This is a genomic window from Hymenobacter sp. APR13 (genome assembly GCF_000737515.1).
Lineage (GTDB): Bacteria > Bacteroidota > Bacteroidia > Cytophagales > Hymenobacteraceae > Hymenobacter.
In genome coordinates, this window is record NZ_CP006587.1 from 168,263 (window position 1) to 195,256 (window position 26,994).

The window sequence follows — 26,994 nt, forward strand, 5'->3', positions numbered from 1 at the left end:
AGAGGGGGAACTAGCTTTTAGTTTTTTAGAGCAAGCAAACCGTTGAAATAGCAAAGCCCGCCAGAGCATCTAGCGGGCTTTGCTATTTCTAGAAATCTAGCAGCTAGTTCCTCCTCTCCTTTTTGGAGAGGGGGCTAGGGGGTGATGCCTATGCAAGTCAGCTAGAGCTAGAGCCCCTCTCTTTTGGAGAGGGGTTGGGGTGAGGTCCGGGTGCTACATTTACCGCATGAAACTCCCGCTACTCTTAGCCGCCTCCCTCCTGCCGCTCACCCTGGCTGCCCAGCAACTCCCCGTACCCGTCAATCTGCAGGCCACCTACGCCAAGGGCACCCGCTCCGAAACTGGCGCGCCCGGCCCGAAATACTGGCAGAACTCCGCCGAGTACGATATCAACGTCAGCTTCGACCCGGCTACGCGGCGCGTGGCGGGCACCGTGGACATTGCTTACCAGAACGCCAGCCCCGATTCGCTGCGGCAGCTGCTGTTCAAGCTCTACCCCAACCTCTACCAGCAGGGCGCGCCCCGCGCCGGCCGCATTGCGCCCGAAGACGTGAGCGAGGGCATGAAAATCGAGGCCCTGAGCTTAGACGGGCAGACGCAGGATGTGAGCAAGCTGCGCGTGCAGGCCACCAACATGCCGGTGCGGCTGCCGAAGGCGCTGGGGCCGGGCCGGGCCGTGAAGGTGCGCGTGGCGTACTCGTACGTGCTCAACAAAGGCTCTCACATGCGTACCGGCGAAGTGGAAGCCAATTCCGCTTTCGTGGCCTACTTCTTCCCGCGGGTGGCCGTCTACGATGATATCGACGGCTGGAACCAGTTCGAGTACAACGGCTCACAGGAGTTCTACAACGACTTCTGCACGTTCCGGGCGGCCATTACGGTGCCGCGCAACTTCGTGGTGTGGGCCACCGGCGACCTGCTCAACCCCGATCAGACGCTCACCAAAAAATACGCCCAGCGCCTGCGCGATGCCGAGCGCAAAGACGCCCTCACCACCATCATCAGCGAGGCCGACCTCAAACGCCAGGACATCACCCAGCCCAACGCCCAGAACACTTGGCGCTTTGAGGCCAAGGACGTAGTCGACTTCGTGTTTGCCACCACCGACCACTACGTGTGGCAGGCCAGCAGCCTCGTGGTCGACCCGGCCACCCAGCGCCGCACCCGCGTCGATGCCGTGTACAATCCCAAACACAAGGACTTCGAGGAAGTGGCGCAGTTCAACCGCCGCACGGTGGAGGCCATGAGCTACACCTTCCCAAAGTGGCCCTTCCCCTACGCCCACGAAACCGTGTTCGACGGCCTCGACCAGATGGAGTACCCGATGATGGTGAACGACAACCCCGTGGAAACCCGCGACGACGCCATCACCCTCACCGACCACGAGGTGTTCCACACCATGTTTCCGTTCTACATGGGCACCAACGAAACCAAGTACGGCTGGATGGACGAGGGCTGGGCCACCATCGGCGAGTGGCTGATTTCGCCGCTCATTCAGCCGGGCTTTGTGGATGAGTACGGCATCGAACCCTACGCCAAGGGTTCGGCGCAGGAGTTCGACGTGCCCATCACCACGCTCAGCACCCAGCAGACCGGCACGGCGTTTTTCCTCAACTCCTACCCCAAGCCTGCGCTGGGCTACCTCTACGTGAAGGATTTGCTCGGCGACGAGCTGTTCACGAAGGCCCTGCACACCTACATCCGCAATTGGCACGGCAAGCACCCCATGCCCTACGACTTCTTCAACTCCATGAACACCGGCGCGGGCCAGAACCTGAACTGGTTCTGGCAACGCTGGTTTTTCGACGGCGGCTACCCCGACCTGGCTATTGCTAACGTCACGAAAACCGCCACCGGCCACGACATCGTGGTGCAGGCCAAGGGCACCAAGCCCGTCCCCGTAGATCTGACCGTGACTTATACCGACGGCAAAACCGAGAAACTGCACCGCACCGTAGCTGCCTGGCAAGCCGGCAACACGAGCGTCACGGTGCCTGTGGCCACTACCAAAGCCGTGAAGCGCGTGGAGCTAGGCGGCATATACGTGCCGGACAAGAACAAGGCGGATAACGTGTGGGAGGGGAAGTAATATGGAATCTGCCAGTAAACAGCATCTAGGCTGAACAACGCTGGCACTGCTTTATTGGTAAGGCGGTTACATTCAGCGAGCGTTATCACTCACGTATTCTGTAGCTATGGCCAACTTCCGTCTTTCCTTTGCAGCGGGCACTATTTTGCTGTTTGCATCAGCGGCTCACGCGCAAACGCAGCAACCGCAGGCCACCCAGCAGGCCGATGCTGCCCAGCAGCCGCAATCCGGCACTATTATCAAGATGCAATGTCGCCCTAACCGCCTGTTACCTCACCAACAGCCACTTTATGTAGTTAATGGCAAACCCTTGAGAGAAGATTCTCTTCAGAGTATCAATCCCAATGACATAGAGAAGATTGACATTCTGAAGGACAAAAAGGCCGTGGAACGCTTCGGCCCAGCGGCCATAAATGGCGCCGTACTCATCACTACCAAGACAGGCAAGCGGTAAACACGCTTCTCACAGATCATGAAACGCTACCTCTCCACTTGCCACGACTTGTAGGTACCAACCTACAAGTCAGATGAAACAACCTAAAAAGCGCTGGGCCTGGACGGCACGCCAGCGCGGCCGATTCCGCCTATACAGCAGCTTTAGCTACCAGTTCTATCATCCCAGCGCAAAATTTAATCGTCAGCTCTGGAAGCATAATCGAAGCCAAACCCGACAAGCGCTTATCCAGCTTCGGCAAGGAACAGACGAAGCGGAAATTCACTTTCCGTACCATCACAAGCACAGTGGCCATTGGCTGTGGACTTAACAAAAAGAAAAGGGCGCCCGTTTGGGCGCCCTTTTCTTTTTGATCAATATTACCCCCTACCCTTTCGCCGTGAGTGTGATGTACGGGATGATACATTCCTCCAGCGAGATGCCGCCGTGCTGGAACGTATCCTTGTAGTAGTTCACGTAGTAGTTGTAGTTGTTGGGGTAGGCGAAGAAGTAGTCGCCGACGGTGAAGACGTAGGCGGTGCTCACGTTTTCGCGGGGCAAGAAGATGCGCTCCGGCTTACGCACGGTGTACACGTCCTTGGTGTCGTCGAAACCCAGGTTTTTGCCGTGCTTGTAGCGCAGGTTGGTGTTGGTGTTCCGGTCACCCACAATCTTGTAGGGGCGCTTCACTCGGATGGTGCCGTGGTCCGTCGTGATGATGAGCTTGCCCTTGCGCTCGGCAATCTGCTGCAGCATCTCATAGAGCGGCGAGTGCAGAAACCACGACTTAGTGATGCTGCGGTACGCCGACTCGTCGGCGGCCAGCTCCCGGATCATGGCCATGTCGGTGCGGGCGTGCGAGAGCATGTCCACGAAGTTGTAGACGATGGCGTTCAGCTTGTAGTTGTTGTGCAGGTTGGCCATTTTGCCCAGCAGGTCCTTGCCAGCCTGCAGGTTGGTCACCTTATGGTAGCTGAACTTGTGCTTCTGGTTGGCCTTCTGGAACATGATTTCCATGAACTCGGCCTCGTGCATGTTCTTGCCCTCGTCGTCGTCGTCCCACACCCACAGGTTGGGGTACTTTTTCTGGATTTCGCCGGGCATCATGCCCGAGAAGATGGCGTTGCGCGCATACGCCGTGGTGGTGGGCAGAATGCTGTAGTAGGTTTCCTCCGAATCGACGGTGAACATCTCGGCAATGATGGGCTCGAGCACCTTCCACTGGTCGTAACGCAGGTTGTCGATGAGCAGGAAGTACACGGGCGTGTCGCCGGTTTCCTTGAGCAGCGGGAACACGCGCTTCGCAAACAGCTCGTGCGACATAAGCGGAGCGTCCTTGTCATCGCCGTTCACCCAGTCCTCGTAGTTCTCCTGGATGAAGCGGCCGAAGTAGGTGTTGGCCTCGTCCTTCTGCATGTTGAATACTTCGGCCATGCTCTTGCCTTCCGTCTCGTTGATTTCCAGCTCCCAATACACCAGCTTCTTGTACACGTCGGCCCACTCGGCCGGGCTGAGCCGGTCGCCGAGCTGCATACCCAGCTGGCGGAAGTCGCGCTGGTAGCCAGAGTTGGTTTTTTCGCTTACGAGGCGCTTGTTGTCGAGCACCTTTTTCACGGCCAGCAGAATCTGGCTGGGGTTCACGGGCTTGATGAGGTAGTCGGCAATCTTGGAGCCGATGGCGTCCTCCATGATGTGCTCTTCCTCGCTCTTGGTAATCATGATGACAGGAAGCGTGGGCTTCACGGCCTTGATTTCGGTGAGGGTTTCGAGGCCTGACAGGCCCGGCATGTTCTCGTCGAGAAACACGATGTCGTAGTTCTGCTCCTGCACCTGCTCGATGGCGTCGGCGCCGGAGTTGACACCGGTTACGTCGTAGCCTTTTTCCTTGAGGAAGAGAATGTGCGGCTTGAGCAGATCGATTTCGTCGTCGGCCCAGAGGATGGAGTATTGTTGCATAGGGGGTCTTGGGGTGTACCGCCCGGCAAGGGGCCGGGCGCGTCGTTACACGAGCTTCTGTGGGGGCTTCCCGCGCTGGTTTTTGCTCCCATAGGAAGCAAAAAACCCGGCGTAGGTTGCAACTGAAGTTTCGTAAGTAGCTTTACTCCCAATCCCTGCTTTTTGGTTTTAAAAAAATTGCGCCCGGCAGATATTCTGCGGCTTTGGCGTCGTAAAGAAGCCGAAAATTGTTGAGTTAGGTTCCCGAGTGGCTGGCCGCCAACCCGCCGGCCGGCAGCAGCCCGCAGCCCGGCAAACTGCCGTAGCAACCACCGTTCCACGATTCTCCGGGCTGGCCCGGTGCCTTTGCATGAACAAAAAGAAAATCTTCAACGACCCGGTTTACGGCTTCGTTACCATCCCTACTGAGCTACTTTTCGACCTGATCGAGCACTCCTATTTCCAGCGGCTGCGGCGCATTCAGCAGCTGGGCCTCACGATGTTTGTGTACCCGGGAGCCCTGCACACGCGCTTCCACCACGCGCTGGGCGCCATGCACCTGATGTCGCTGGCGCTGCGCACGCTCAAGGACAAGGGCGTGGCCATTACGGCCCGCGAGGGCGAGGCCGCACAGGCGGCCATTCTGCTGCACGATATCGGCCACGGGCCCCTCTCCCACGCCCTGGAGCGCAGTATTTTCCACGATGTGCACCACGAGGAAATCAGCTTGCACCTGATGCAGAAGCTGAACGCCGAGTTTGGCGGGGCGCTGGATCTGGCCATCGACATTTTCCAGGGCACCTACCACCGGCCGTTTTTCCACCAGCTCGTGAGCAGCCAGCTGGATATGGACCGGCTGGACTACCTCAACCGCGACTCGTTCTATACCGGCGTGCAGGAAGGCCGCCCCGGCGCCGACCGCCTCATCAAGATGCTGACCGTGGTGGACGAGCGGCTTGTGCTGGAGGAAAAGGCCGTGTACAGCATCGAGAACTTCCTGGTGAGCCGCCGCCTGATGTACTGGCAGGTGTATCTGCACAAAACCGTCACGTCGGCCGAGCAGATGGTGATTCGCATCATGCAGCGCGCCCGCGACCTGGTGCGCAGCGGCGTGGAGGTGCCGGCCACCCCCAACCTGCACTACTTCCTGTCGCGCAACGTCACGCAGGCCGAGTTCCAGGCCGACGACCAGATTCTGCGCCGCTTCACCCGCCTCGACGACACCGACGTGTGGAGTGCCGTGAAGCTCTGGGCCGACCACCCTGACAAGGTGCTCAACTTTCTGGCCCAAAGCCTGCTCGACCGGCGCCTGTTCAAAATCACGCTCCAGACTGCGCCCTTCGAAGCCGAGTTCCAGCTGGGCATCGTGGAGCTGATTGCCGAGCGGTTCAACCTGCTGCCCGACGAGGCCGCCCAGCTGATGATTGCGGGCCGCATCAGCAACAACGCCTACGACGCCGAAGGCCAGGACACCATCGACGTGCTGACCAAGCGCGGCCGCGTGGTAAACGTGGCCGAAGCCTCCGACCTACCCAACATCAAAGCTCTGGGCCAGCGCGTGGAAAAGCACTACATCTGCTACCCCAAGGAGATTCTGTAAATCAGGGCTTAGGGATTGGGGCTTAGGGCTTAGGCTGTTCTGCTGCATACAAGCAGGTGCCTCAAGTCCCAGGCCCCAGGCCCTACTTCCTAAGCACTAAGCGCAACTTTTATCTACTTTTGCCCCCCTATGGAATTCACGGTAGGCCAGATAGCAGAAGTGTTGCGCGGCGCGGTAGAGGGCGACGCAAGCCAGCGGATAGACCGCCTGGCCAAGATTGAAGAGGCGCGCGCCGGTTCGCTGGCCTTCCTCTCCAACCTTAAATACGAGCACCACCTCTACACCACGGGCGCCTCGGCCGTGATTGTGAGCCGCACGCTGGAGCTGCGGCACCCCGTTTCCACGGCCCTCATCCGCGTCGACGACCCCTACACCAGCTTCACCACCCTACTGGAATTCTACCAGCAGGCCACCCGCACCGGCAAGCGCGGCGTGGAGGAACCCGCCTACATGGCCGCCTCTTCCACCATCGGCGACAACCACTACCGGGCCGCGTTTTCCTACATCGGCGAGAACTGCACCATCGGCAACGACGTGGTGATTTTCCCGCACGTGTTCATCGGCGACCGGTGCAAAATCGGGGATGGCACAATTTTGTACGCCGGCGCTAAAGTCTACGCCGAAACCGTTATCGGGGCGCGCTGCACCATCCATGCCGGGGCTGTGGTGGGCTCCGATGGGTTTGGGTTTGCCCCGCAGCCCGATGGCTCCTACCGCACCATCCCGCAGATCGGCAACGTGGTGCTGGAAGACAACGTGAGCATCGGCGCCAACGCCACCATCGACTGCGCCACCATGGGCGCCACCCTCATCCGGGAAGGCGCCAAAATTGATAACCTCGTTCAGATTGCCCACAACGTGGAAATCGGGCGCCACACGGTAGTAGCGGCCCAGTCGGGCATTTCGGGCTCTACTAAAATCGGGGACTTTTGCGTGCTGGCTGGGCAGACCGGTCTGGCCGGGCACCTCACGCTGGCCAACCGCACCACCGTGACGGCGCAGTCGGGCGTGGGCAAGTCCATCAAGGAAGAAGGCGTGCTGCTGCAAGGCTCGCCGGCCTTCGCGCTGCGCGACAGTCTGCGGGCCAACGCCGTTTTCCGGCACCTGCCCGACCTGGAACGCCGCATCAGCCAGCTGGAACGCGGCGCAAACCCGCCGGAAAAGTCCTAGCTTTGCAGCCCTAATAGTTGTCAGTTCCCAGTTGTCAGTTGTCAGATGGTTGTCTTATCAGCCCGCTCCACTGACAGCCAGCCGCTGACAACTGACAACGACCTGATGAACGACAAGCAACATACTATTAAGGCGCCCGTGACGGTGAGCGGCATCGGCCTGCACACCGGCGTACAGGCCACCATGACGTTTTGCCCGGCGCCCGTTGGCCACGGTTACAAGTTTCAGCGGGTAGATCTGCCCGGCCAGCCCACCGTCGATGCCGACGTGGACAACGTGGTAGACCTCTCGCGCGGCACCACCATCGAGCAGAACGGCGCCCGCGTCAACACCGTAGAGCACACGCTGGCCGCCCTCGTCGGCCTGCAGATCGACAACGTGCTCATTCAGCTCGACGGCCCCGAGCCGCCCATCATGGACGGCAGCAGCCACGAGTTTATTGAAGCCCTGGAGCAGGCCGGCCTGGAAGAGCAGAACGCGCTGCGCAACTACTTCGAGATTCCCGAGGAAATCCGCTTCCTCGACAACGCCCGCGGCGTGGAAATTGCCGCCCTGCCCCTCAACGACTACCGCCTCACGGTGATGGTCGACTACAACTCGCCGGTTCTGGGCTCGCAGCACGCCTCGCTCACCGATATCAGCCACTTCAAGGCCGATATTGCCAGCTCCCGCACGTTCTGCTTTCTGCACGAGTTGGAGGCGCTCTACAAGCAAAACCTGATCCGCGGCGGCGACCTGAGCAACGCCATTGTGGTGGTCGACCGGGTGGTGAGCGAAGACGAGCTCAGCGAGCTGGCCACCATGCTCGGCAAGCCCAAAGTGGCCGTAAAGAAGGAAGGCATCCTCAACAACGTGGATCTGCGCCACAAAAACGAGCCCGCCCGCCACAAGCTCCTCGACATGGTCGGCGACCTGGCTTTGGTAGGCCGGCCGCTTAAAGGCCAGATTCTGGCGGCCCGCCCCGGCCACGCGGCCAACGTGGCTTTCGCCAAGAAGATCAAGAAAAAGATGCTGGAGGCCGATTCGTCGCCGATTCCCAGCTACGACCCTAGCCGCCCGCCGGTAATGGACGTCAACCAGATTGCCGCCACGCTACCCCACCGCTACCCCTTCTTGTTGCTCGACAAGATCATTCATCTCGACGCCACCACCGTGACCGGCGTGAAGAATGTGACGATGAACGAGCCGTTTTTCCAGGGCCACTTCCCAGGTAATCCGGTGATGCCCGGCGTGCTGCAGATTGAGGCTATGGCCCAGACGGGCGGCATTCTGGTGCTCAACACGGTGCCCGACCCGGAAAACTACTGGACCTACTTCATGGGCATCGAAAACTGCCGGTTCCGCCGCAAAGTAGTGCCCGGCGACACCCTTATTTTCCGCTGCCAGCTGCTGGCCCCCATCAAGCGGGGCATCGCCAAAATGAAAGGCCAGGCCTTCGTGAATGGCAAAGTGGTGATGGAAGCCGAAATGTCGGCCAGCATTGTCCGCAAGGAAGCGTAATCTTGAATTAGTAATTAGTAGTTAAGAATGAACAATTCTCATACGACATGCGCATTCTGCAGCGTTGAGGCATTCTTGATTATTAATTCTTAATTACTAATTAACCAACGAATGAACCAGCCGCTCGCCTATATCCACCCGGAGGCCAAAATCGCACAGAATGTGGTAGTGGAACCTTTCACGACCATTGACAAGGACGTGGAAATCGGGGAAGGCACCTGGATTGGGCCCAACGTCACGATTATGGCGGGGGCCCGTATTGGCCGCAACTGTAAGATTTTCCCGGGCGCGGTGATTGCCGCCATGCCCCAGGACCTGAAGTTTGCGGGCGAGAAAACCACGGTCCACATCGGCGACAACACCGTTATCCGGGAGTGCGTGACCGTGAACCGTGGCACCGTGGACCGGCTCCGGACGGTGGTGGGCAGCAACTGCCTGCTGATGGCCTACGTGCACGTGGCCCACGACTGCCTGATCGGCGACAACTGCGTGCTGGCCAACGGCGTGCAGCTGGCCGGCCACGTCGAAATCGGCGACCACGCCATTGTGGGCGGCACCTCGGCCGTGCATCAGTTCGTGAAAATCGGGCAGCACGCCATGGTATCGGGTGGCTCTTTGGTGCGCAAGGACGTGCCGCCGTTCGTGAAGGCCGGCCGCGAGCCGCTGACGTACGCCGGCATCAACAGCATCGGGCTGCGCCGCCGCGGCTACTCCGACCAGAAGATTTCCGAGATTCAGCAGCTTTACCGCCTGCTATTCTTGGGCGGCATGAACAACAACGACGCCCTCGACAAGATTGAGCTGGAGCTGGCCCCTTCGCCGGAGCGCGACGAGGTGGTGAACTTCGTGCGCAACTCGGGCCGCGGCATTATCAAGGGCTACTCGCGCGGCGGCAACGGCGCCGACTAATACCAGACCTGAAACAATGAGAGGTGAGACATGAGACTTTCGTTCAACGGGCCACAAGGAGCCCTTGAACGAAGGTGCCATGTCTCACTTTTCATTGTTTCACTTCTCTATGATACAGATTGAAGCAACCGCACTCAGCAAGCGCTACGCCCGCGAATGGATTTTCCGGAACCTGACGCACACCTTCCGGCCGGGCACGGCCACGGCGGTGCTGGGTCCCAACGGCGCGGGCAAGAGCACGCTGCTGAATACGCTGTCGGGGCAGCTGCTGCCCACGGCCGGCACGCTTAGCTACAGCCAACAGGGCCGCCCGGTGCCGGTGGAGGAGCTGCCGCCGCTGCTGGCCTACGCCGCGCCCTATCTGGAGCTGATTGAGGAGCTGACGCTGCTGGAGCTCCTGCAGTTTCACACCCGCTTCAAGCCGCTGCGGCCGGGCCTCACGCCAAAGCAGCTCATCGAGTTGATGTACCTGGAAAAGAGCAGCCACAAGCTGGTGCGCGACTTTTCCTCGGGCATGAAGCAGCGCCTCAAGCTGGCCCTGGCCCTCTACGCCGACACGCCCCTGCTCCTACTCGACGAGCCCACCACCAACCTCGACCGCGCCGGCGTGGCTTGGTATCTGGAGCACGTGCAGGCCACCCTAGCGGGCCGCACGGTGCTGGTATCATCAAACGTGCCCGAGGAGTACAGCTTCTGCACCGAGCAGCTGCTGATTACGGATTTCGGGGCGCAGGCGGCCCGGTAAGCCGGTTTCACGGCGGGTTGCGTATTTTTGGGTAAACCCCTGTCCTATGGCCGCGCAACCACAAGTCGTTCCTTCGTCCAAGCCGTTTGTCACGCCCGAAGAATACCTGGCAGCCGAGCGGGAAGCCGAGTTCAAGCACGAGTACTACCAGGGCGAAGTCACCGCCATGTCGGGCGCCAGCCGGGCGCACAATCTATTGGTTTCTAACCTGATTCGCGGGCTGGGCAACTTACTGGGCGACAGGTGCAACGTGTTTCCCAGCGACATGCGGGTGCACGTACCAGCCAACGGCCTCTACACCTACCCCGACGTGTCGGTGGTGTGCGGCGAAGAGCAGTACCTCGACGGCGCCCACTTGGATACTTTGCTCAACCCGGTGGTGCTGCTGGAGGTGCTGTCCGTGTCGACGGCCCGCAACGACCGGGGCAACAAGTTTCTGCTGTACAAGAGCATCCCCAGTTTGCAGCACTACGTGGTGGTAGACAGCCAGCGCGTGAAGGTGTACGACTACTCGCGGGGACCGGGCGAAGACTGGACCATCCGGGAGTACCAGGGGCTGGGGGCGGTGCTGCTGTTGCCGGCCCTGGCGCTGGAACTGCCGCTGCAAACCATCTACCGGCAGCTCAACCTGCCCGAATAAGGGCCATGCGGCAGCCTCTGCCGCATAAAAAGCCGCGACCGATTCATCCCTCAAACCGCCGGCGTCGTATCTTCGCCCCGGAAACCACCGTGTTAGCCTCGTTTACTTTTCCATTTTCTTCCCTCTCCTGACCAAGGCCATGAGACAATACGACGACTTCGACGATGACGACCTGCTCGGCGATGATGACGAGCTGGATAATTTTGCCAAAACCGGCGGCAGCAAAACCCGCGGGACTTCCGAAGACCAACTGTCGGCCAAATACGCCGACTACCTAATGTGGCGCGACACCGGCTCCTCGCACGACGAGGCCCTGGATTTGGCCAACATGAGCGAAGACGAGTTTGAGCTGGCCGACACCTCCGAGGACACGGACGGCGACACCAAATTCACCAGCCTCGACGATATCGACGAGGACGACTACTCCGACGGTGGCGACGAGTACGGTAGCTCCGGCAGCTCCCGCAACAGCGGCCGCAACTCCGACTACGACGACTATTAAGGCAGTATAGGCTTCAGCCTGTGCCCACATGCAAAAGGAGCCCGTACGCTACGTACGGGCTCCTTTTGTTTGCACTCGTAATCGGGCCTGGCACAGGCTGAAGCCTATGCTACAGATCAGCCTTTGCGGCCGAACACACGGCGCAGCAGCTCAGTGGTGCGGGCCACCGGGTTTTCGCGGATGTTGGCTTCTTCCTGCGCTACCAGCGTGAACAGACCGCCAATGGCGCGGTCGGTGGCGTACTGGTTGAGGTCGGTCTGCACGGGCTTCACCAGCGGAATCTGGTTGTAGCGGGTGGTGAGGTCGGTGTAGTAGCGGGTAGCGCCCACTTTACTGAGGCTCTGCTGAATGATGGGTTTGAAGGCGTTGCTGAGCTGCGCGCTGGTAGTGCGCTGCAGGTACTGCGTGGCCGCGTTTTTCTCGCCGGTCAGGATGTTCCAGACATCCGAAAACGTGAGGCTTTTGATGGCCGCCAGGAAGATGGGCTTGGCACTTTTGGCCGCATCCTCGGCCCCGCGGTTCAACGACAGCTCAAACTTATCCACCTGACTGCCCAGCCCGATGGTGCGTAGCGTGTTGGCCACGCGCTGGGCGTCGGGCGGAAACGGAATCCGAATCAGCCGGTTGAGGTAGAAGCCGTCGGTTTGGGAGGCCTGGTCGGTGCCTTTGCTGATGCCCTGCACCAAAGCTTCCTTTAGGCCGTTGGCGGCTTCGGTGCTGGTGAGGCCGCCGGTGCTGCGCGTGGTGGTGGTGGTGGTGCCCGCGCCTCTGGTGGGCAGCGGCAGCTTGATGTTCCCGATTTTCGGGAGCGTGAACACCTGGGCGGAGGCACTCAGCTGCAGGCCGGCTAGCAGCAGCGGCAACACAAGAAAACGGCGGTAGTTCATGGCAAAAAGGCGTAAAACGAATACGTTCTACGCCTTTTGCACAAACCGGACCAAATACCGTTGCCGCTTACTTCCCAAACACACGCTTAAGCAGCGCGCTGCCCTGGGCGGCGGGGTTGGCCCGGATGCGGCCTTCCTCGGCGGCCATCAGCGCAAACAGGCCATCCACGGTTTTCTCGGTGGCGTAGGGCACCAGCTGCGGGTTGAGGGGCGTCACGAGCGGGATTTTGTTGTAGCGGGCCACCATTTCGGCGTAGAGCTTGATGGCGCCGGTTTTCTCCAACGACTGCTGCACGGTAGGCTGGAAGGCCGTGCGCAGATCAGTAGCCGTTTTTTCGTAGAGCAGCGTGGTGGCGGCGTCGGTTTCGCGGCTGGTGGCCAGCGAGAGGGCATCCTGCAGACTCAGGTTCTGCACGGCATTCAGGAAGATGGGCTTGGCCTGGGTGGCAGCCGTTTCGGCGGCGCGGTTCAGGGCCACCTCGAAGTTGTCGACTAGCGCGCCGGCCCGCAGCTTGCGCAGCGTGGCGGCTACCAGCTCGGCTTCGGGCGGAAACGGAATCCGGATGTCGGCGTTGGCGTTGAAGCCGTCGGTTTCGCCGGCCTGAGCCACAGCTTTGCCCACGGCCTGCGTGAGGGCCTCGCGGAGGCCGCCGGTGGCCTCGTCGGCCGTCAGGGGCACCACCACGGGCGCTACTACTTTCGTCACGGCCGCTTTGGCGGTGGTTGTGGTGGTGGTGGTTTTCTTGGCGGGGGTCGTTTTCTTGACCGGGGTGGTCTTTTTGGTGGTCGTGGTTTTCTTGGCGGTGGTGGTCTTGGTGGTTTGGGCCTGCGCGGCGGCAGGCGCCAACAGCGCCAACGTGCAAGCCACGGCGAGCGTACGGAAAACGGTCATATACCTGAATCGACGAAAACCAGACGGCCGGTGTGGCGGTCTTACGCGTCGGGAACGCCAAATTGCGTGAAATCCCCCGTTCATCCTAACTACGCCCCCTATGCCCCAGCTTCCCGACGTTGAAATCATGACCATTGGCGACGAACTGCTCTACGGACAGGTTATCGACACCAATTCGGCCTTTATGGGCCAGGAGCTCGCCAAAATCGGGCTGCGGGTGCGGCAGATTTCCAGCGTCTCCGACCGCGCCGACGAAATCGTGGCCGCGCTCGACCAGGCCCGGCAGCGCGCGCAAGTGGTGCTCATCACCGGCGGCCTCGGTCCCACCAAAGACGACCTCACCAAACACGTGCTGGCCCGCTACTTCGGCAGCGAGCTGGTGCTGCACGAGCCTACCCTGGCTCACGTGGAGGATATTTTCCGGCGCTTCAAGCGGCCGATGCTGGACGTGAACCGGCAGCAGGCCCTGGTGCCGGCCAACTGCGAAGTGGTGTTCAATGCCGTGGGCACCGCGCCCGGTATGTGGTTCGAGGACCAGGGCACCGTGTTTGTGAGTATGCCCGGCGTGCCCCACGAAATGAAGTACCTGATGACCGAAGGCGTGCTGCCGCGCCTGCAGGAGCGCTTCCAGGTGAAGCCCATCGAGCACATTGTGGTGCAGACCGTGGGTTTGGGCGAGTCATTTCTGGCCGAGCAGATTGTTGACTGGGAAGCCGCGCTGCCCGCCAACTTCAAGCTGGCCTACCTGCCCTACCTGGGCGGCGTGCGCCTGCGCCTCACCGGCTCCGACGACGGCCAGCCCCACCTGCGCCAGCGCATGGAGGCCCTGCTACCCGAGCTGCGCACCCGCCTCGGTGAACACCTGTTTGCCGAAGGCGAAATCAAGCTGGAGGAAGCCGTGGGGCAGCTGCTGCTGGCGCGGGGCCTCACACTGGGTACCGCCGAAAGCTGCACGGGCGGTTTGCTGGCCCACAAAATCACGAGCATTCCCGGCAGCTCGGCCTATTTCCGGGGCAGCATCGTGGCCTACCACAACGACATCAAGACGCGGGAGCTGGGCGTGCTGCCCGCCACGCTGGCCGCTTTCGGGGCCGTGAGCGAGGAAACCGTGCGCGAGATGGCAGAAGGCGCCCGCGCCCGGCTCGGCGTGGACGTGGCCCTAGCCACCAGCGGCATTGCCGGCCCCGACGGCGGCAGGCCCGACAAGCCGGTGGGCACCATCTGCATTGCGTATGCCGATGCGCGCGGCACGGTCAGCCGCAAGTTCACCTTCAACCGGGGGCGGCAGCTGAATGTGGAGTATACCGTGACCATGGCCCTGAACCTGCTGCGCCAAAACCTGCCCGCCGCCGAATAAGTCGGAGGAAGTATAGAATGGCTGGCCCGGCGGCGTGCGGGGCTTGCCGGTTTTCGGCTACCTTTGGGGCCTAAACCTCCCCACCCAATACCTCAACCCCTACCCCAAGCGCATGGCACGAGTGGAAATGACGATGCCCAAGATGGGCGAATCCATCATGGAAGGCACCGTCCTGAAGTGGCTCAAACAAGTCGGCGACACTATTGAGCAGGACGAATCGGTGCTCGAAGTGGCCACCGATAAAGTAGATACCGAAGTACCGGCCATCCACGCCGGGGTGCTGCAGGAAATTCTGGTGCAGGAAGGCCAGGTGGTAGCCGTGGGCGCGCCCATTGCCATTGTCGAAACCGATGCCGCCAGCGCCGGCGCTTCCGCCGCCCCAACTGCCACACCCGCCGCTGCTCCATCCGACAACGGTGCTGCCGAAAAGCCCGCCGTACCGTACCTGCCCGAAGCCGGCGACCCGCAGGCCAACCCGGCCCAGGCCGTAGCTGCCGCCCAGCCCCAGACCGGCCGCTTCTACTCGCCGCTGGTGCTGAGCATCGCCCGCGAAGAAGGCATTTCGATGGCTGACCTGGAGTACCTGCCCGGCACCGGCAGCGAAGGCCGCGTCACCAAAAAAGACATTCTCGACTACGTAGCCGGCGGCAAGAAGCCGCTCGGCCAGGCTGCTGCTGCTCCGGCTCCTGCTGCCGCGCCAGTGGCCGCTGCTCCGGCACCTGCACCAGTTGCTGCCCCAGCTCCGGCTGCCGAAGTGAAACCCACCACTCCACCAGCCCCACAATCCACCGCCAAGGCCGTTCCGTCCATCAGCGGCGGTCAGGAATTGCTGGAAATGGACCGTATGCGCAAGATGATTGCCCAGCGCATGGTGGACAGCAAGCGGATTTCTCCCCACGTTACTTCCTTCGTGGAAGCCGACGTGACCGACATCGTGAACTGGCGCAACAAGAACAAGGACGCCTACAAGAAGCGCGAAGGCGAAAACCTCACCTTCACGCCCATCTTCATCCAGGCCATTGCCCGCGCCATCCAGGATTTCCCGATGATTAACGTCTCCATCGACGGCGACTACATCATCAAGAAGCGCGACATCAACGTGGGTGTGGCCGTGGCCCTGCCGTCCGGCAACCTCATCGTGCCCGTGATTCACAACGCCGACCAGTTGAACCTGAACGGCCTGAGCAAGAAGGTAAACGACCTGGCCAACCGGGCCCGGGCCAACAAGCTCAAGCCCGAAGACCTGGAAGGCGGCACCTACACCGTGAGCAACGTGGGTTCGTTCGGCAACGTGATGGGCACGCCCATCATCATGCAGCCGCAGGTGGCCATCATGGCCGTGGGCGCCATCAAGAAGAAGCCCGCCGTTATCGAAACGCCGCAGGGTGATTTGATTGGCGTACGCCACTTCATGTTCTTGAGCCACAGCTACGACCACCGCGTAGTAGACGGCTCGCTCGGCGGCATGTTCGTGCGTAAAGTGGCCGACTACCTCGAGCAGTTCGACCCGAACACGGCTATTTAATTTGTTGAATGGTTGCATTGCTGAATGGCTGGTTGTTCTACCATGTGGGTGGAACGACCAGCCATTTAACAATGCAGCCATCTAGCCATTCTCTTTCATGAACAAAGTATTGACCATTGCCGCGCTGGTTATTGCGCTGGCTACCATTGGTTTTCTCTACCAGACGCTGAGCAAGACCGAGGAAGCCCTCAAGCGCGCCGAGCAGCGCTTCACCGACTGCGAGCAGGTGAACTTCCAGCTTCAGAACCAGCTCACGGCCGCCACCCGCGGCGCCACCGTGCCTGACAGCCTGAAAGTGCGCTAAGCCCTCTGGATTCCACTGAAAAGCCCCGCCGTGCAGCTGCACAGCGGGGCTTTTTGTATGGGCGACTGTCATTCCGACCGAAGGGAGGAATCTGGGTTTATCTGTTCAATGATTTCACCCAGATTCCTCCCTTTGGTCGGAATGACAGCTATTATGCCTTCACGCCTAGCAGTAGCAGCATGAAGGCGAATTGCCGGGCTGTGTCGTGGATGGATTTGAAGCGGCCCGAGGCCCCGCCGTGGCCGGCGGCCATGTCGGTGTGCAGCAGCAGCAGGTTCTGGTCGGTTTTCACGGTGCGCAGCTTGGCTACCCACTTGGCGGGCTCGAAGTACTGCACCTGCGAGTCGTGAAGGCCGGTGGTCACGAGCATGTTCGGGTAGGCCTGGGCCTTCACCTGGTCGTAGGGCGAGTAGGAGAGCATGTAGTCATAGAACTCCTTCTGGTTGGGGTTGCCCCACTCGTCGTACTCGCCGGTGGTCAGCGGAATGCTTTCGTCGAGCATGGTGGTCACCACGTCTACGAAAGGCACGGCGGCCACTACGCCCTTGTAGTACTCGGGGTGGTTGTTCACCACCGCGCCCATCAGCAGGCCGCCGGCCGAGCCGCCCATGGCAAACAGCTTATCAGCGGAGGTGAATTTCTGGTCGATGAGGAATTTGGAGCAGTCGGTGAAGTCGGTGAAGGTATTTTTCTTCTTGAGCTTCTTGCCGTTCTCGTACCACTGCCGACCCATTTCCTGCCCGCCCCGAATGTGGCAGATGACGTAGGCAAAGCCTCGATCCAGCAAACTCAGGCGGGCGGCGCTGAAGGTGGCGTCCATGGAGTAGCCGTAGGAGCCGTAGGCGTACTGCAGCAGCGGGGCCGAACCATCCTTTTTGAAGCCCTTCTTGTACACGATGGACATCGGGATTTCGGTGCCGTCGGTGGCGGTGGCGTACACCCGCTCGGTCACGTAGTCCTCCTTCTTGAAGCTTCCGAGCACGGTTTGCTCTTTCAGCAGCTTCTTGCTGCGGGCGTTCATGTCGTAGTCGAAGGTGGAGTTGGGCGTGGTGAGCGAGGAGTAGCCGTAGCGCAGCACGGGCGTATCAAACTCGGGGTTGATGCTGATGGCGGCCGTGTAGGTGGGCTCCCCGAAGTTGAGGTAGTGCTCCTGCTTGTCCTTCCACCGAATCACGCGCAGCTGCAGCAGGCCTTCCTTCCGCTCGCCCAGCACTAGGTAGTCCTTGAACAACTCCATGTTTTCCAGGAACACGTCGGGGCGGTGGGCAATAACCTCCTGCCAGGCCGATTTGGCGGTGTTCTTCACCGGCGTTTTCAGCAGCCGGAAGTTGGGCGCCCCGGCGTTGGACAGCACATAGAAGTCGTTACCGAAGTGCTCCACCTCGTACAGGTGGTCGGCCTCGCGCGGCAGAAACACCTGCAGCGCCGCCGTGGGCTTGCCAGCCTCCACGTACCGCACCTCCGACGACATGGTGCTGCCAATGGTCAGGAACACGTACTGCCGCGACTTGGAGCGGTGCACTCCGATGCGGAAAGTGTTGTCCTTCTCCTCGTACACCAGCTGGTCCTTGCTGGGGTCGGTGCCCAGGGTGTGGCGGTAGAGTTGGTAGTCCAGCAGCGTGGTGGGGGCCTTGCGGGTGTAGAAAACGGTTTTGTTGTCGGCGGCCCACACGGCGTTGCCGCTGGTGTTCGGAATCTGCTCGGGGTAGAGCTGGCCGGTTTGCAGGTTGCGGAAGCGCAGCGTGTAGAGGCGGCGGCTCACCACGTCCTCGGAGTAGGCCAGCACCTGGTTGTCGTCGCTCACCTCGAAGCCGCCAATCTGGTAGTAGGCCTTGCCCTTGCCCAGTTCGTTGGCGTTGAGCAGAATTTCCTCCTTGGCGCTCAGGCTGCCCTTTTTGCGGCAGTAAATCGGGTACTCGGCCCCGGCCTCGAAGCGGGTGTAGTAGTAGTACCCATTGTCGCGGTACGGCACCGACTCGTCCTGCTCCTTGATGCGGCCCTTGATTTCCTGAAACAGCTTTTCCTCCAGCCCTTTCACCGGGGCCATCTGCTGCTCGGTATAGGCATTTTCGGCGTTCAGGTAGCTGATTACCTCGGGGTTCTCGCGCTCATTGAGCCAGTAGTAATTGTCGAGGCGGGTGCCGAAGGGCGACTTGAGTTCTTTGGGCTTGAGAGCCGCAACGGGAGGTTTGGGCATGGATGGCGAAGTTTGGGCGTATGCCGCCGTAGTGAGGGCCAGGGCGCCGGCCACGGCGAGTAACAGGTGTTTCATACGGGAGCAGGCTAAAGTAAGCAGACCAATATACAACCGCCGGCCACAGGCGGTAAAAACGGTGTGGTCCTACGAATTGCCCAAAGGGCTTCGTAGGACCACTAAATCCGTTGAACGAAGACGCCTGCAACGGATGGCGCAACAAGTTAGTGGTCCTACGAAGCCCTTCGGGCGATTCGTAGGACCACGTCGTTCTTAAGGGCGGCCGCCGCTGGGGCCCTGGGTGGGCGTGGCGCCGGCGCCGTTGCCCCCGTCGCCGCCGTCTTTCAGGTCGTCGTTGTTGACGGAGCGCTTGCGCCTGGGCTGGGCCATGCTCAGCTTGCCGATGCGGTAGCTCAGGTTCATACGGAAGCCCAGGCGGCGCAGGTCGTTGACGCTGTTTTGCTCCAGCGTGTAGGAGCTGAGCTCGTTGCGAATCTTGATTCGGGGGTTGAAGAAGTTGTCGGCGCCGAAGCCAATGCTGCCCTTCTTCTCAGCAAAGTCCTTCTTCACCCCGAGGCTGTACACCCCGAAACCGCCCTGGAAACCCTGGAGCTGCACCTGCCGGCCGCGGTAGAAGCTGAAAGCCTGTAGCCCCCACCCTTTCGTGAAGTTGTAGGTACCACCCAGGCGGCCGCTGATTACGAAGCCTTCGTTGCTGGCCGCAAAGAACTTGTTGCTTTGGTTGTTGTCGAGCACGGTGTAGTAAAAGTCGGTGCCGCCGTTCAGCGTCAGCTTGTTGTTGAGGTTGACGTTGGCGAAGATGCTGCCGCCGTAGGCGTTTTCCTGCCCGATGTTCTGGTAGTTGGTGATGATGGTGTCGCCGCGCACGTCCCGCACCGGCTGGATGGAGCCGGTGGTGTTGCGCACAAAGGCCGAGAACGTGAGCGAAGTCTGCTTGATGAAGGTGCTGTAGCCCAGCTCGTAGTTGTTGGTTTTCTCGGGGTCCAGCAGCGGGTTGCCCTGGCTCACGTTGAGTGGGTTGGCAGCCTGCCGGTTGGGGTTCAGAAACTGCAACGACGGCCGCTGAATCCGGCGGTTGTAGGCCGCCTTAAGGGTGTTGCCGCTGGCCAGCTTGCGCGACAGGTTCACGCTGGGCACCAGCACGCCATACGACGGAATGTTGGGTGCCTCAGCCGTGCGGAAGTCGGCGTTGATGGTGGTGTACTCGTAGCGGGCGCCGGCCTTCAGGGTGTAGTTCTTCAGGAAGCCGACCGTGTAGGAGGTGTAGGCGGCAGCAACGTTCTGGTTGTAGGTAAACTCGTTGGAGTTGCCCACCCGGTCGTCGCGCTGGCCGTTGCGCAGCGACTCGTAGTCGCTGTTTACTTTGCGCATGATGTCCTTGGCCCCGAACTCCAGCAGCTGGGTTTTGCTGAGCGGCGTCTGGTAGTCGGCCTGCAGCGTTACTTCCTGGTTGTAGCTGTCGTTTTGGTTGAGCAGCTTGTCGCCGGCGCTCAGGCCCTCCAGCACGTCATTGCTGAAGTCGTTTGTGCGGTTGTTGCGGCTGTACTGGCCCAGCACACTGAATTCGCGCTGCGGCGTCTCGAAGGTGCGGGTGTAGTTGAGGGTGGCGTCCAGCGTATTGGAGCGGTCCAGCACCCGCGTGTCGCGCCTGTCGATGATGGGCTGGCTGAGGCCGGGCCGCACGGTGTTGCGCAGCAGGCCGTCCTGGTAGTTGTTGCCGTTGCGCACGCCCAGTTGCACCGAGGCCGACAGGAAGTTGTACTTGTTGATGTCGTAGTCCCAGCCCAGCGAGTAGCGCCCGAACAGGTTTTCCTGGCGCGTGTCGGCCTCTTGCGTGGTGGTGCCGGTGAGCGGGCGGGCATCGGTGAGGGCGTAGGTGCGCTGCACGTTGCGGAAGCTGCCGGGCGTGTTGTACTGGCCGCGGCCGCCGCCACCCAACGAGAAGCCCATCTTGCCCACCCGGTACGAGGCGTTCAAACCCAAGTCGGAGCTGCGCAAGCCGATGCTGCTACGCAAATCCAGCGTGAAGCCCTGCAGGTTGTTCTGCTTGGTCACGATGTTGATGATGCCGCCCGAACCCTCGGCGTCGTACTTGGCCGAGGGCGAGGTAATCACCTCCACAGTCTTGATCTGGTCGGCCGGAATCTGCTTCAGCGCGTCGGCAATGCTGTTGGCCGAGATGGTGCTGGGGCGGTTGTTGATGAGCACCCGGATGTTCTGGCTGCCGCGCAGACTCACGTTGCCGTCGAGGTCGACGGAGAGGCTGGGCACGCGCTTGAGCACGTCGGTGGCGTCGCCGCCGCGGGTAGTTTCGTCCTTTTCGGCGTTATATACGGTGCGGTCCACCTTCTCCTCCACCAGGCTGCGCTGGCCTTCCACCACCACTTCGCCCAGCTTCTGCGCCGCCGATTCCAGCGTAATGGCGCCCAAAGCCACAGTGTTGCCGTCCTCGGTAATCACCACGCCGGTGCGCTCCACGTTCTTGTAGCCGATAAAGCTGATCTGTACGGTGTAGGTGCCGGCCGCCACGCGCGGAATCGAAAACTTGCCGTTGTCGTCGGCCGAGGAGCCGTCTACGGCCTTGCCGGCCGGGTTGAGCAGCACCACCGTGGCGTAGGGCACGGGCTGCCTGGTGGCGGCATCCGTGACGGTGCCCGTCACGCGGCCGGTGCCCTGGGCAGCAGGAGTTCCTGGCTGGCCAGCCGGCTGGCCGGCAGCGGCCGGACGGCCAGCCCCGGGCGGACGGCCACCGGCCGGTGCGCCCTGCGGCATTTGCGCCCACGCCAAGTGGCCGGCGCTGGTGAGAACCAGGAAGAGGAAAGATTTTTTCATGAATTCAGGCAATGCGCCATGCTCCCGGCCTTTTTGGCGCGGAGCAGCCGCAGGGTATTGGCAGATAAAACAGGGCGCCCCAACCGGGCAACGCCTTCACAACAAGTGTGCAGCCGACTCGGGCGGCGCGGATCCAAAAAATCGTCACCCGCCCTCACCGGCACACGCAGCCACAGACGCGCTTCTGCCGCCAAGGTTGGTTGGGCACCGGTTTTTTTTGGTTTCAGGCGCCCGCTGCGGCTGGCGCAAACAAAAAGGCTCCGGCTATGTAGCCGGAGCCTTTCTGCAAATGGTTGATAGCACAGGCTGAAGCCTAGGCTACAGCGCCGCTAGGCTTTGCTCCAGAGCGGTGATTTTGGCTTCGGTGTCGGCCAGCTTCTGCCGCTCGCGCTCCACCAGGTCGGGCTTGGCGTTGGCCACGAACTTCTCGTTGGCCAGCTTTTTCAGCACCGAGTCGCGGAAGCCCTGGGCGTACTCCAGCTCCTTGGTCAGGCGCTCCTTCTCGGCTCCGAGGTCAATCTGACCTTCCAGCGGCACGAAGAACTCCGCGCCGCCCGCCACGAAGCCCACCGAGGCAGCCGGCGCTTCCGTCACCACCGATACTTCGGTGAGGGCGGCCAGCTTGCGGATGATGCCATCGTAGTCCGTGAGCAGCTGGGCATCGTCGGTTTTGGCGGCCAGGGTCAGGGGCTTGTTGGGGCCCAGGCCCTTCTGGTTGCGGATGGTGCGCACGCCGCCCACGATGGCCAGCGCCTTTTCCATGCGGGCCAGCACCTCGGCAGCACCCGCTACGGGCTGGGCCTTGGGCCAGGCGGCCACGCACACGTACTCCTTGGGGCCACGCTCCTGCAGCTCGTGCCAGATTTCCTCCGTTATGAAGGGCATGAACGGGTGCAGCAGCTTGAGCAGGGTTTCCAGGAAACCGGTGGTCAGGCGCAGCGTTTCGGGGTCGATGGGAGCCTGGTAGGCGGGCTTGATCATCTCCAGATACTCCGAGCAGAAGTCGTCCCAGACCAGTTTGTACACCGTCATCAGCGCGTCGCTCATCCGGAACTTCTCGAAATGCTCGTCCAGCTCGGCAATGGTGGCGTTCAGCTTGGCCGAGAACCACTCCACGGCCTTCTCGTTGGGGAAGGGCAGCGCGGCATCCACCTCCCAGCCCTGGGTGAGGCGGAAGGCGTTCCAGAGCTTGTTGCTGAAGTTGCGGCCCTGCTCCACCAGCTTTTCGTCGTAGAGCAAATCGTTGCCGGCCGGAGCCGAGAACAGCATGCCGGTCCGTACGCCATCGGCCCCGAACTGCTTGATGAGGTCCAGCGGATCGGGCGAGTTGCCGAGCTGCTTGCTCATCTTGCGGCCCTGGGCGTCGCGCACGATGCCGGTGAGGTAGACGTTGCGGAAGGGCACTTCCTTACGGTACTCCAGGCCGGCCATAATCATGCGGGCCACCCAGAAGAACAGGATGTCCGGCCCCGTCACCAGGTCGTTGGTGGGGTAGAAATAGTTGACGTCGGCATTGTCGGGGTCCTTGAACCCGTCGAACACCGAAATCGGCCACAGCCACGACGAAAACCATGTATCGAGTACGTCCTCGTCCTGGCGCAGGTCCGAGAGCTGCAGGTTCTGGTTGCCGCTTTGCTCCCGGGCTTGGATCAGGGCTTCCTCGGCGGTGAGGGCCACCACGTAGGTGCCGTCGGGCAGGTAGTAGGCCGGAATCTGCTGGCCCCACCACAGCTGCCGCGAAATGCACCAGTCGCGCACGTTCTCCATCCACACCCGGTAGGTGTTCTTGAACTTGGCCGGGTGCAGCTTCACGGTGTCATTTTCCACCACTTCCAAAGCCGGCTTGGCCAGGTGCTCCATTTTCAGGAACCACTGCATGCTCAAGCGGGGCTCAATGACGGCCTTGGTGCGCTCCGAGGTCTGCACGATGCTGGCGTACTCCTCCACCTTCACCAGGTGGCCGGCTTCCTCCAGGTCCTTTACGATGTTGCGGCGGGCGGCAAACCGGTCCTGACCCACGTACAGCACGGCCTTTTCGTTGAGCGTGCCGTCGTTGTTGAGAATGTCGATAACGGGCAGGTTGTGCTTCACGCCCAGCTCGTAGTCGTTCAAATCGTGGGCCGGCGTCACCTTCAGCGCGCCCGTGCCGAAGTCGATGCTCACGTACTCGTCCAGAATCACCGGAATTTCGCGGCCCAGCAGCGGAATCCGCACTTTCGCGCCGTGCAGGTGCGTGTAGCGCGGGTCGTTGGGGTTCACCGCCACCGCCACGTCAGCCATGATGGTTTCGGGGCGCGACGTAGCTACGGTGAGCCACAAGCTGTCAGCTTCAAGCGGCAAGCTTTCGTTCTGATCCGAAGAAGAGCTTGCCGCTTGTGGCTGGAGGCTTGCAGCTACCACCTCATACCGCAAATGATACATCTTGGCCATTACGTCCTTGGGAATCACTTCCTCGTCGGATAGGGCGGTCTGGCCCAGCGGGTCCCAGTTCACCATGCGGATGCCGCGGTACACGAGACCCTTCTGGTGCAGATCCACAAACACGCGCAAAACGGCTTCGGTCAGCTCGGGCTCCATCGTGAAGCGCGTCCGGTCCCAGTCGCAGGAGGCGCCCAGCTGCTTGAGCTGCTCCAGGATGATGCCGCCGTACTTTTCCTTCCAGGCAAAGGCGTGCTCCAGGAACTGCTCCCTAGTCAGGTCCTTCTTCTCGATGCCCTGCTCCTTCAGCAGCGCCACCACCTTGGCCTCGGTGGCAATGGAGGCGTGGTCGGTACCGGGCACCCAGCAGGCTTCCTTGCCCTGCATGCGGGCGCGGCGCACCAGCACGTCCTGAATGGTATTGTTGAGCATGTGGCCCATGTGCAGCACGCCCGTCACGTTGGGCGGCGGAATCACTACGGTGTAGGGCTGCTTGCGGGGGTTGGCTTTGGCTTTGAAGAAGCCCTGCTCCTGCCAGCGCTGGTACCATTTGGCTTCAACGTCGGCGGGGGTATAGGTTTTGGCGATGGACATCGTCAAGAGGGAATAATGGCGGTTCGGAATACCGACAAAAGTAGGCATTTCGGGCCGGCCATAGGTGGGTGTAGCGCGGGTTGGGCTTGCGGCCGGCTGTTCCCATTATGAAACTAACGCCTCCGCTACATTCATCAGCCCGCATATTTCGCGTAAATTGCGGCCGACAAATGAAGTATGTTAAGGTTTAATCGAGGCAGGAATTATTATATTAGGTTCTGACTTTCACCTTCCAAGCATCATTTCAGTATGGCAGCTCTGCTTAAATTTCTAAAAGGCACTGTCGCCGCCAAAACAGTGCCTTCAGCACCAGCCGCCCCGCCGGCGGCCGCAGCGGCCTTCTCGTCCGGTACGCTCCGGGTCGGAATGGGACAGCTGCTGGTAGAAGGCGGTGAGCCCGACCGCAACCTCGAACGGGCCGCCCAGATGATTGCCGAGGCCGCCCGCCAGAACTGCGACGTAGTACTGCTGCCCGAAACCCTCGATTTCGCCTGGACGCACCCCAGCGCCCTCACCGAGGCCCAGCCCATCCCCGGCATCTACTCCGACCGGCTCTGCCAGGAAGCGCTGCGCCACCAGGTGTACGTGTGCGCGGGCCTGACCGAGCGCGGCGCCGACGGCCGCATCTACAACGCCGCCCTCCTCATCAACCCCCAGGGAGAAATCATCAGCAAATACCACAAAATCAACCTGCTCACCGTGGAGATGCCCTACTACGCCGTGGGCCAGACGCTGAACGTGGTAGATACGCCCCTGGGAAAAATCGGCATCAACATCTGCGCCGACAACTTCCTCGACGGCCTTAGCATCGGGCACACCCTGGCCCGCATGGGCGCCGAGTTCATCCTCTCCCCTTCGTCCTGGACGGTGGACTACTCCATCACGGAGGAAGACGACCCCTACCACGAGAAATGGGTGAAGCCGTACTCCATCCTGGCCCGGCTCTACAACGTCACGGTGGTGGGCACTACGTCGGTGGGCTACATCGTGGGGGGGCCCTACGAGGGCAAGAAAAGCGTGGGCTGCTCGCTGGCCGTCGATGCCAGCGGCATCCGGGCCCAGGGCAAGTTCAACGAGTTTGCCGGCGACCTGGTAGTAGCCGACCTGCCCCGCCCGGTGCGCGCCGAGAAAGGCACCCAGATCGGCGAGATGCTGCTGCGCAAAGGTTTCCGCTTCGATACGCTACCTGCGTAAGTAGCAGTATAGCCTCTTTTTAATACCAGCTTAATCCCGGGGTTCGACCTTGCGGCCGGACCCCGTTTCATTACCGCATGACCCAACATTACCAACAGTGCCGCCGCTGCATCATGGACACCACCGTTCCCGGTATCCGGTTCGACAGTCAGGGCACCTGCAATTTTTGTGCTGTCCATGACCAGATGGACAAGGACTTTCCCTTAGGCGAAGCCGGCCGGTTGAAGGTTCAGGAACTCGCCAACGACATCAAGACGCTCGGCAAAAACCAGAAATACGACTGCGTGCTGGGCGTGAGCGGCGGCCGCGACTCATCGTTCACCTTATGGTACTGCGTCGTGAAGCTGGGGCTGCGGCCGTTGGCGGTACACTTCAACGACGGCTTCGGCAACCCCGTGGCCGGCGAGAACATGACCAAGGCCTGCCGCAAGCTGGGCGTGGAGATGCGCACCATCACCTCCGACTGGCGCGAATCCAAAGACCTGAAAATCGCCTTCCTAAAGGCCTCCGTGCCCGATATGGAGGAAGGCACCGACGTGGGCATTGCCACGGCCCTCTACGGCGTGGCGGCCAAGGAAGGCATTCAGCGCATCATCATCGGGCAGTCATTTCGGACCGAAGGCATTGCGCCGCTGAGCTGGAACTACCTCGACGGCAAGTACCTGAAAGCCGTGCATAAGCAGTTCGGCACGGTGCCGCTGCGGCCCTGGAAGGCAGATGACCCGGGTTTCAATCTGGGCATCAAGGAAATGTTCTACTACGCCTTCATCCGGCGCATCAAAACCGTCACGCTGCTCTACCACGTCGATTACGTGCGGGCCGACGTGGACAAGCTGCTGGAGCAGGAGCTGGACTGGGTGAACCCCGGCGCCCACTACTTCGACGACCTCTACCAGAGCGTCATCTACTACCTCAACCGCACCAAGTTCAACATCGACCGGCGGCTGTTCAACTACTCGGCCTTGGTGCGCTCCGGCCAGATGCCGCGCGAGGTGGCCCTGGAACGGGTCGGCCACGTCAACAAGATCGAAGACGAGAAGGTCATCAACCTGTGCATCAAGCGCCTGGGCCTGACGCGAGAGGAGTTCGAGCAGATTGTAGCCACGCCCGCCAAGACCTTCCACGACTACCCCAATAACTACGCCCTCATCCGGCAGCTGCGCTGGCCCATCAAAGTGCTCAGCCGCCTGAACCTGATTCCAGAGTCGGCCTACGACAAGTATTTCAACTGCGGCACCTAATCACGGATTTTT

The 26,994-nt window shown here is 61.1% G+C and carries 20 protein-coding genes; 14 read left to right on the top strand and 6 right to left on the bottom strand.

All coding sequences use genetic code 11. The annotated features are described in order from the left end of the window. Positions 1-226 precede the first annotated feature (226 nt). Both N008_RS00650 and N008_RS00655 read left to right on the top strand, forming a co-directional pair. A complete protein-coding gene (locus N008_RS00650) occupies positions 227-2,089 on the top strand; it encodes a M1 family metallopeptidase (protein WP_044012972.1) in 1,863 nt (620 codons plus the stop codon). Between the two features lie 106 nt (positions 2,090-2,195). After that, positions 2,196-2,543: a TonB-dependent receptor plug domain-containing protein gene (locus N008_RS00655; protein WP_044012974.1), complete on the top strand. Its 348-nt coding sequence runs from the start codon at positions 2,196-2,198 to the stop codon at positions 2,541-2,543. A gap of 366 nt (positions 2,544-2,909) precedes the next feature. On the opposite strand, the gene N008_RS00660 is transcribed toward N008_RS00655, so the two are convergent. Beyond that, positions 2,910-4,478 (bottom strand): PglZ domain-containing protein, encoded by a 1,569-nt coding sequence (locus N008_RS00660; protein ID WP_044012977.1) that lies wholly within the window; start codon positions 4,476-4,478, stop codon positions 2,910-2,912. A gap of 349 nt (positions 4,479-4,827) precedes the next feature. On the opposite strand from N008_RS00660, the gene N008_RS00665 reads away from it, so the two are divergent. The 7 genes from N008_RS00665 to N008_RS00695 all read left to right on the top strand — a co-directional run bounded on the left by N008_RS00665 (position 4,828) and on the right by N008_RS00695 (position 11,523). Next, complete coding sequence (locus tag N008_RS00665; protein ID WP_044012979.1) at positions 4,828-6,057, top strand: HD domain-containing protein; 1,230 nt, start codon at positions 4,828-4,830, stop codon at positions 6,055-6,057. Between the two features lie 129 nt (positions 6,058-6,186). After that, a complete protein-coding gene (gene lpxD / locus N008_RS00670) occupies positions 6,187-7,227 on the top strand; it encodes a UDP-3-O-(3-hydroxymyristoyl)glucosamine N-acyltransferase (RefSeq protein WP_044012981.1) in 1,041 nt (346 codons plus the stop codon). Positions 7,228-7,332: 105 nt separating this feature from the next. Beyond that, the gene (locus N008_RS00675) at positions 7,333-8,727 is read left to right on the top strand and encodes a bifunctional UDP-3-O-[3-hydroxymyristoyl] N-acetylglucosamine deacetylase/3-hydroxyacyl-ACP dehydratase (protein WP_044012984.1); all 1,395 of its coding nucleotides are present in this window, start codon (positions 7,333-7,335) and stop codon (positions 8,725-8,727) included. A gap of 111 nt (positions 8,728-8,838) precedes the next feature. Beyond that, the gene (gene lpxA / locus N008_RS00680) at positions 8,839-9,636 is read left to right on the top strand and encodes an acyl-ACP--UDP-N-acetylglucosamine O-acyltransferase (protein WP_044012987.1); all 798 of its coding nucleotides are present in this window, start codon (positions 8,839-8,841) and stop codon (positions 9,634-9,636) included. A gap of 109 nt (positions 9,637-9,745) precedes the next feature. Beyond that, the gene (locus tag N008_RS00685) at positions 9,746-10,381 is read left to right on the top strand and encodes an ATP-binding cassette domain-containing protein (RefSeq protein WP_231569761.1); all 636 of its coding nucleotides are present in this window, start codon (positions 9,746-9,748) and stop codon (positions 10,379-10,381) included. Positions 10,382-10,427: 46 nt separating this feature from the next. Further along, positions 10,428-11,021, top strand: coding sequence for a Uma2 family endonuclease (locus N008_RS00690; RefSeq protein WP_044012990.1), 594 nt, complete (start codon positions 10,428-10,430; stop codon positions 11,019-11,021). A 139-nt stretch (positions 11,022-11,160) separates the two neighbouring features. Next, the gene (locus tag N008_RS00695) at positions 11,161-11,523 is read left to right on the top strand and encodes a hypothetical protein (protein ID WP_044012992.1); all 363 of its coding nucleotides are present in this window, start codon (positions 11,161-11,163) and stop codon (positions 11,521-11,523) included. A 116-nt stretch (positions 11,524-11,639) separates the two neighbouring features. On the opposite strand, the gene N008_RS00700 is transcribed toward N008_RS00695, so the two are convergent. After that, positions 11,640-12,410 carry a DUF4197 domain-containing protein gene (locus N008_RS00700; RefSeq protein ID WP_052381037.1) on the bottom strand — a complete coding sequence of 257 codons (771 nt, stop codon included), beginning with the start codon at positions 12,408-12,410 and terminating at the stop codon, positions 11,640-11,642. A 67-nt stretch (positions 12,411-12,477) separates the two neighbouring features. Then, positions 12,478-13,302 (bottom strand): DUF4197 domain-containing protein, encoded by an 825-nt coding sequence (locus N008_RS00705; RefSeq protein ID WP_052381038.1) that lies wholly within the window; start codon positions 13,300-13,302, stop codon positions 12,478-12,480. Between the two features lie 100 nt (positions 13,303-13,402). Between N008_RS00705 and N008_RS00710 the strand changes: the two genes are divergently transcribed. From N008_RS00710 to N008_RS00720, 3 genes are all read left to right on the top strand, one after another. Further along, positions 13,403-14,659 (top strand): competence/damage-inducible protein A, encoded by a 1,257-nt coding sequence (locus N008_RS00710; protein WP_044012995.1) that lies wholly within the window; start codon positions 13,403-13,405, stop codon positions 14,657-14,659. Positions 14,660-14,771: 112 nt separating this feature from the next. After that, a complete protein-coding gene (locus N008_RS00715) occupies positions 14,772-16,184 on the top strand; it encodes a dihydrolipoamide acetyltransferase family protein (RefSeq protein WP_044012998.1) in 1,413 nt (470 codons plus the stop codon). Between the two features lie 97 nt (positions 16,185-16,281). Then, on the top strand, positions 16,282-16,488 hold the full coding sequence (locus N008_RS00720) for a hypothetical protein (RefSeq protein ID WP_044013000.1): 207 nt from the start codon (positions 16,282-16,284) through the stop codon (positions 16,486-16,488). Positions 16,489-16,639: 151 nt separating this feature from the next. Here N008_RS00720 and N008_RS00725 read toward each other — a convergent pair whose 3' ends face one another. The 3 genes from N008_RS00725 to N008_RS00735 form a co-directional block, all read right to left on the bottom strand. Continuing rightward, positions 16,640-18,760: a S9 family peptidase gene (locus N008_RS00725; RefSeq protein WP_044013003.1), complete on the bottom strand. Its 2,121-nt coding sequence runs from the start codon at positions 18,758-18,760 to the stop codon at positions 16,640-16,642. Between the two features lie 195 nt (positions 18,761-18,955). Beyond that, positions 18,956-21,535, bottom strand: coding sequence for a TonB-dependent receptor domain-containing protein (locus N008_RS00730; RefSeq protein ID WP_052381039.1), 2,580 nt, complete (start codon positions 21,533-21,535; stop codon positions 18,956-18,958). A gap of 318 nt (positions 21,536-21,853) precedes the next feature. Next, positions 21,854-24,547, bottom strand: a complete 2,694-nt coding sequence (locus tag N008_RS00735) for a valine--tRNA ligase (RefSeq protein ID WP_044013005.1) — start codon at positions 24,545-24,547, stop codon at positions 21,854-21,856. Between the two features lie 366 nt (positions 24,548-24,913). Here N008_RS00735 and N008_RS00740 point away from each other — a divergent pair, with 366 nt between their 5' ends. Beyond that, on the top strand, positions 24,914-25,741 hold the full coding sequence (locus N008_RS00740) for a carbon-nitrogen hydrolase family protein (protein WP_052381040.1): 828 nt from the start codon (positions 24,914-24,916) through the stop codon (positions 25,739-25,741). 77 nt (positions 25,742-25,818) lie between these two features. Next, positions 25,819-26,982 (top strand): N-acetyl sugar amidotransferase, encoded by a 1,164-nt coding sequence (locus tag N008_RS00745; RefSeq protein WP_044013007.1) that lies wholly within the window; start codon positions 25,819-25,821, stop codon positions 26,980-26,982. The last annotated feature ends 12 nt before the right edge of the window (positions 26,983-26,994 follow it).

What these genes read in the sequence shown, in the direction of transcription:
- N008_RS00650 (WP_044012972.1), top strand. Translation starts at nt 227, where the DNA reads ATGAAACTCCCGCTACTCTTAGCCGCCTCCCTCCTGCCGCTCACCCTG.
- N008_RS00655 (WP_044012974.1), top strand. Translation starts at nt 2,196, where the DNA reads ATGGCCAACTTCCGTCTTTCCTTTGCAGCGGGCACTATTTTGCTGTTT.
- N008_RS00660 (WP_044012977.1), bottom strand. Translation starts at nt 4,478, where the DNA reads ATGCAACAATACTCCATCCTCTGGGCCGACGACGAAATCGATCTGCTC.
- N008_RS00665 (WP_044012979.1), top strand. Translation starts at nt 4,828, where the DNA reads ATGAACAAAAAGAAAATCTTCAACGACCCGGTTTACGGCTTCGTTACC.
- lpxD (WP_044012981.1), top strand. Translation starts at nt 6,187, where the DNA reads ATGGAATTCACGGTAGGCCAGATAGCAGAAGTGTTGCGCGGCGCGGTA.
- N008_RS00675 (WP_044012984.1), top strand. Translation starts at nt 7,333, where the DNA reads ATGAACGACAAGCAACATACTATTAAGGCGCCCGTGACGGTGAGCGGC.
- lpxA (WP_044012987.1), top strand. Translation starts at nt 8,839, where the DNA reads ATGAACCAGCCGCTCGCCTATATCCACCCGGAGGCCAAAATCGCACAG.
- N008_RS00685 (WP_231569761.1), top strand. Translation starts at nt 9,746, where the DNA reads ATGATACAGATTGAAGCAACCGCACTCAGCAAGCGCTACGCCCGCGAA.
- N008_RS00690 (WP_044012990.1), top strand. Translation starts at nt 10,428, where the DNA reads ATGGCCGCGCAACCACAAGTCGTTCCTTCGTCCAAGCCGTTTGTCACG.
- N008_RS00695 (WP_044012992.1), top strand. Translation starts at nt 11,161, where the DNA reads ATGAGACAATACGACGACTTCGACGATGACGACCTGCTCGGCGATGAT.
- N008_RS00700 (WP_052381037.1), bottom strand. Translation starts at nt 12,410, where the DNA reads ATGAACTACCGCCGTTTTCTTGTGTTGCCGCTGCTGCTAGCCGGCCTG.
- N008_RS00705 (WP_052381038.1), bottom strand. Translation starts at nt 13,302, where the DNA reads ATGACCGTTTTCCGTACGCTCGCCGTGGCTTGCACGTTGGCGCTGTTG.
- N008_RS00710 (WP_044012995.1), top strand. Translation starts at nt 13,403, where the DNA reads ATGCCCCAGCTTCCCGACGTTGAAATCATGACCATTGGCGACGAACTG.
- N008_RS00715 (WP_044012998.1), top strand. Translation starts at nt 14,772, where the DNA reads ATGGCACGAGTGGAAATGACGATGCCCAAGATGGGCGAATCCATCATG.
- N008_RS00720 (WP_044013000.1), top strand. Translation starts at nt 16,282, where the DNA reads ATGAACAAAGTATTGACCATTGCCGCGCTGGTTATTGCGCTGGCTACC.
- N008_RS00725 (WP_044013003.1), bottom strand. Translation starts at nt 18,760, where the DNA reads ATGAAACACCTGTTACTCGCCGTGGCCGGCGCCCTGGCCCTCACTACG.
- N008_RS00730 (WP_052381039.1), bottom strand. Translation starts at nt 21,535, where the DNA reads ATGAAAAAATCTTTCCTCTTCCTGGTTCTCACCAGCGCCGGCCACTTG.
- N008_RS00735 (WP_044013005.1), bottom strand. Translation starts at nt 24,547, where the DNA reads ATGTCCATCGCCAAAACCTATACCCCCGCCGACGTTGAAGCCAAATGG.
- N008_RS00740 (WP_052381040.1), top strand. Translation starts at nt 24,914, where the DNA reads ATGGGACAGCTGCTGGTAGAAGGCGGTGAGCCCGACCGCAACCTCGAA.
- N008_RS00745 (WP_044013007.1), top strand. Translation starts at nt 25,819, where the DNA reads ATGACCCAACATTACCAACAGTGCCGCCGCTGCATCATGGACACCACC.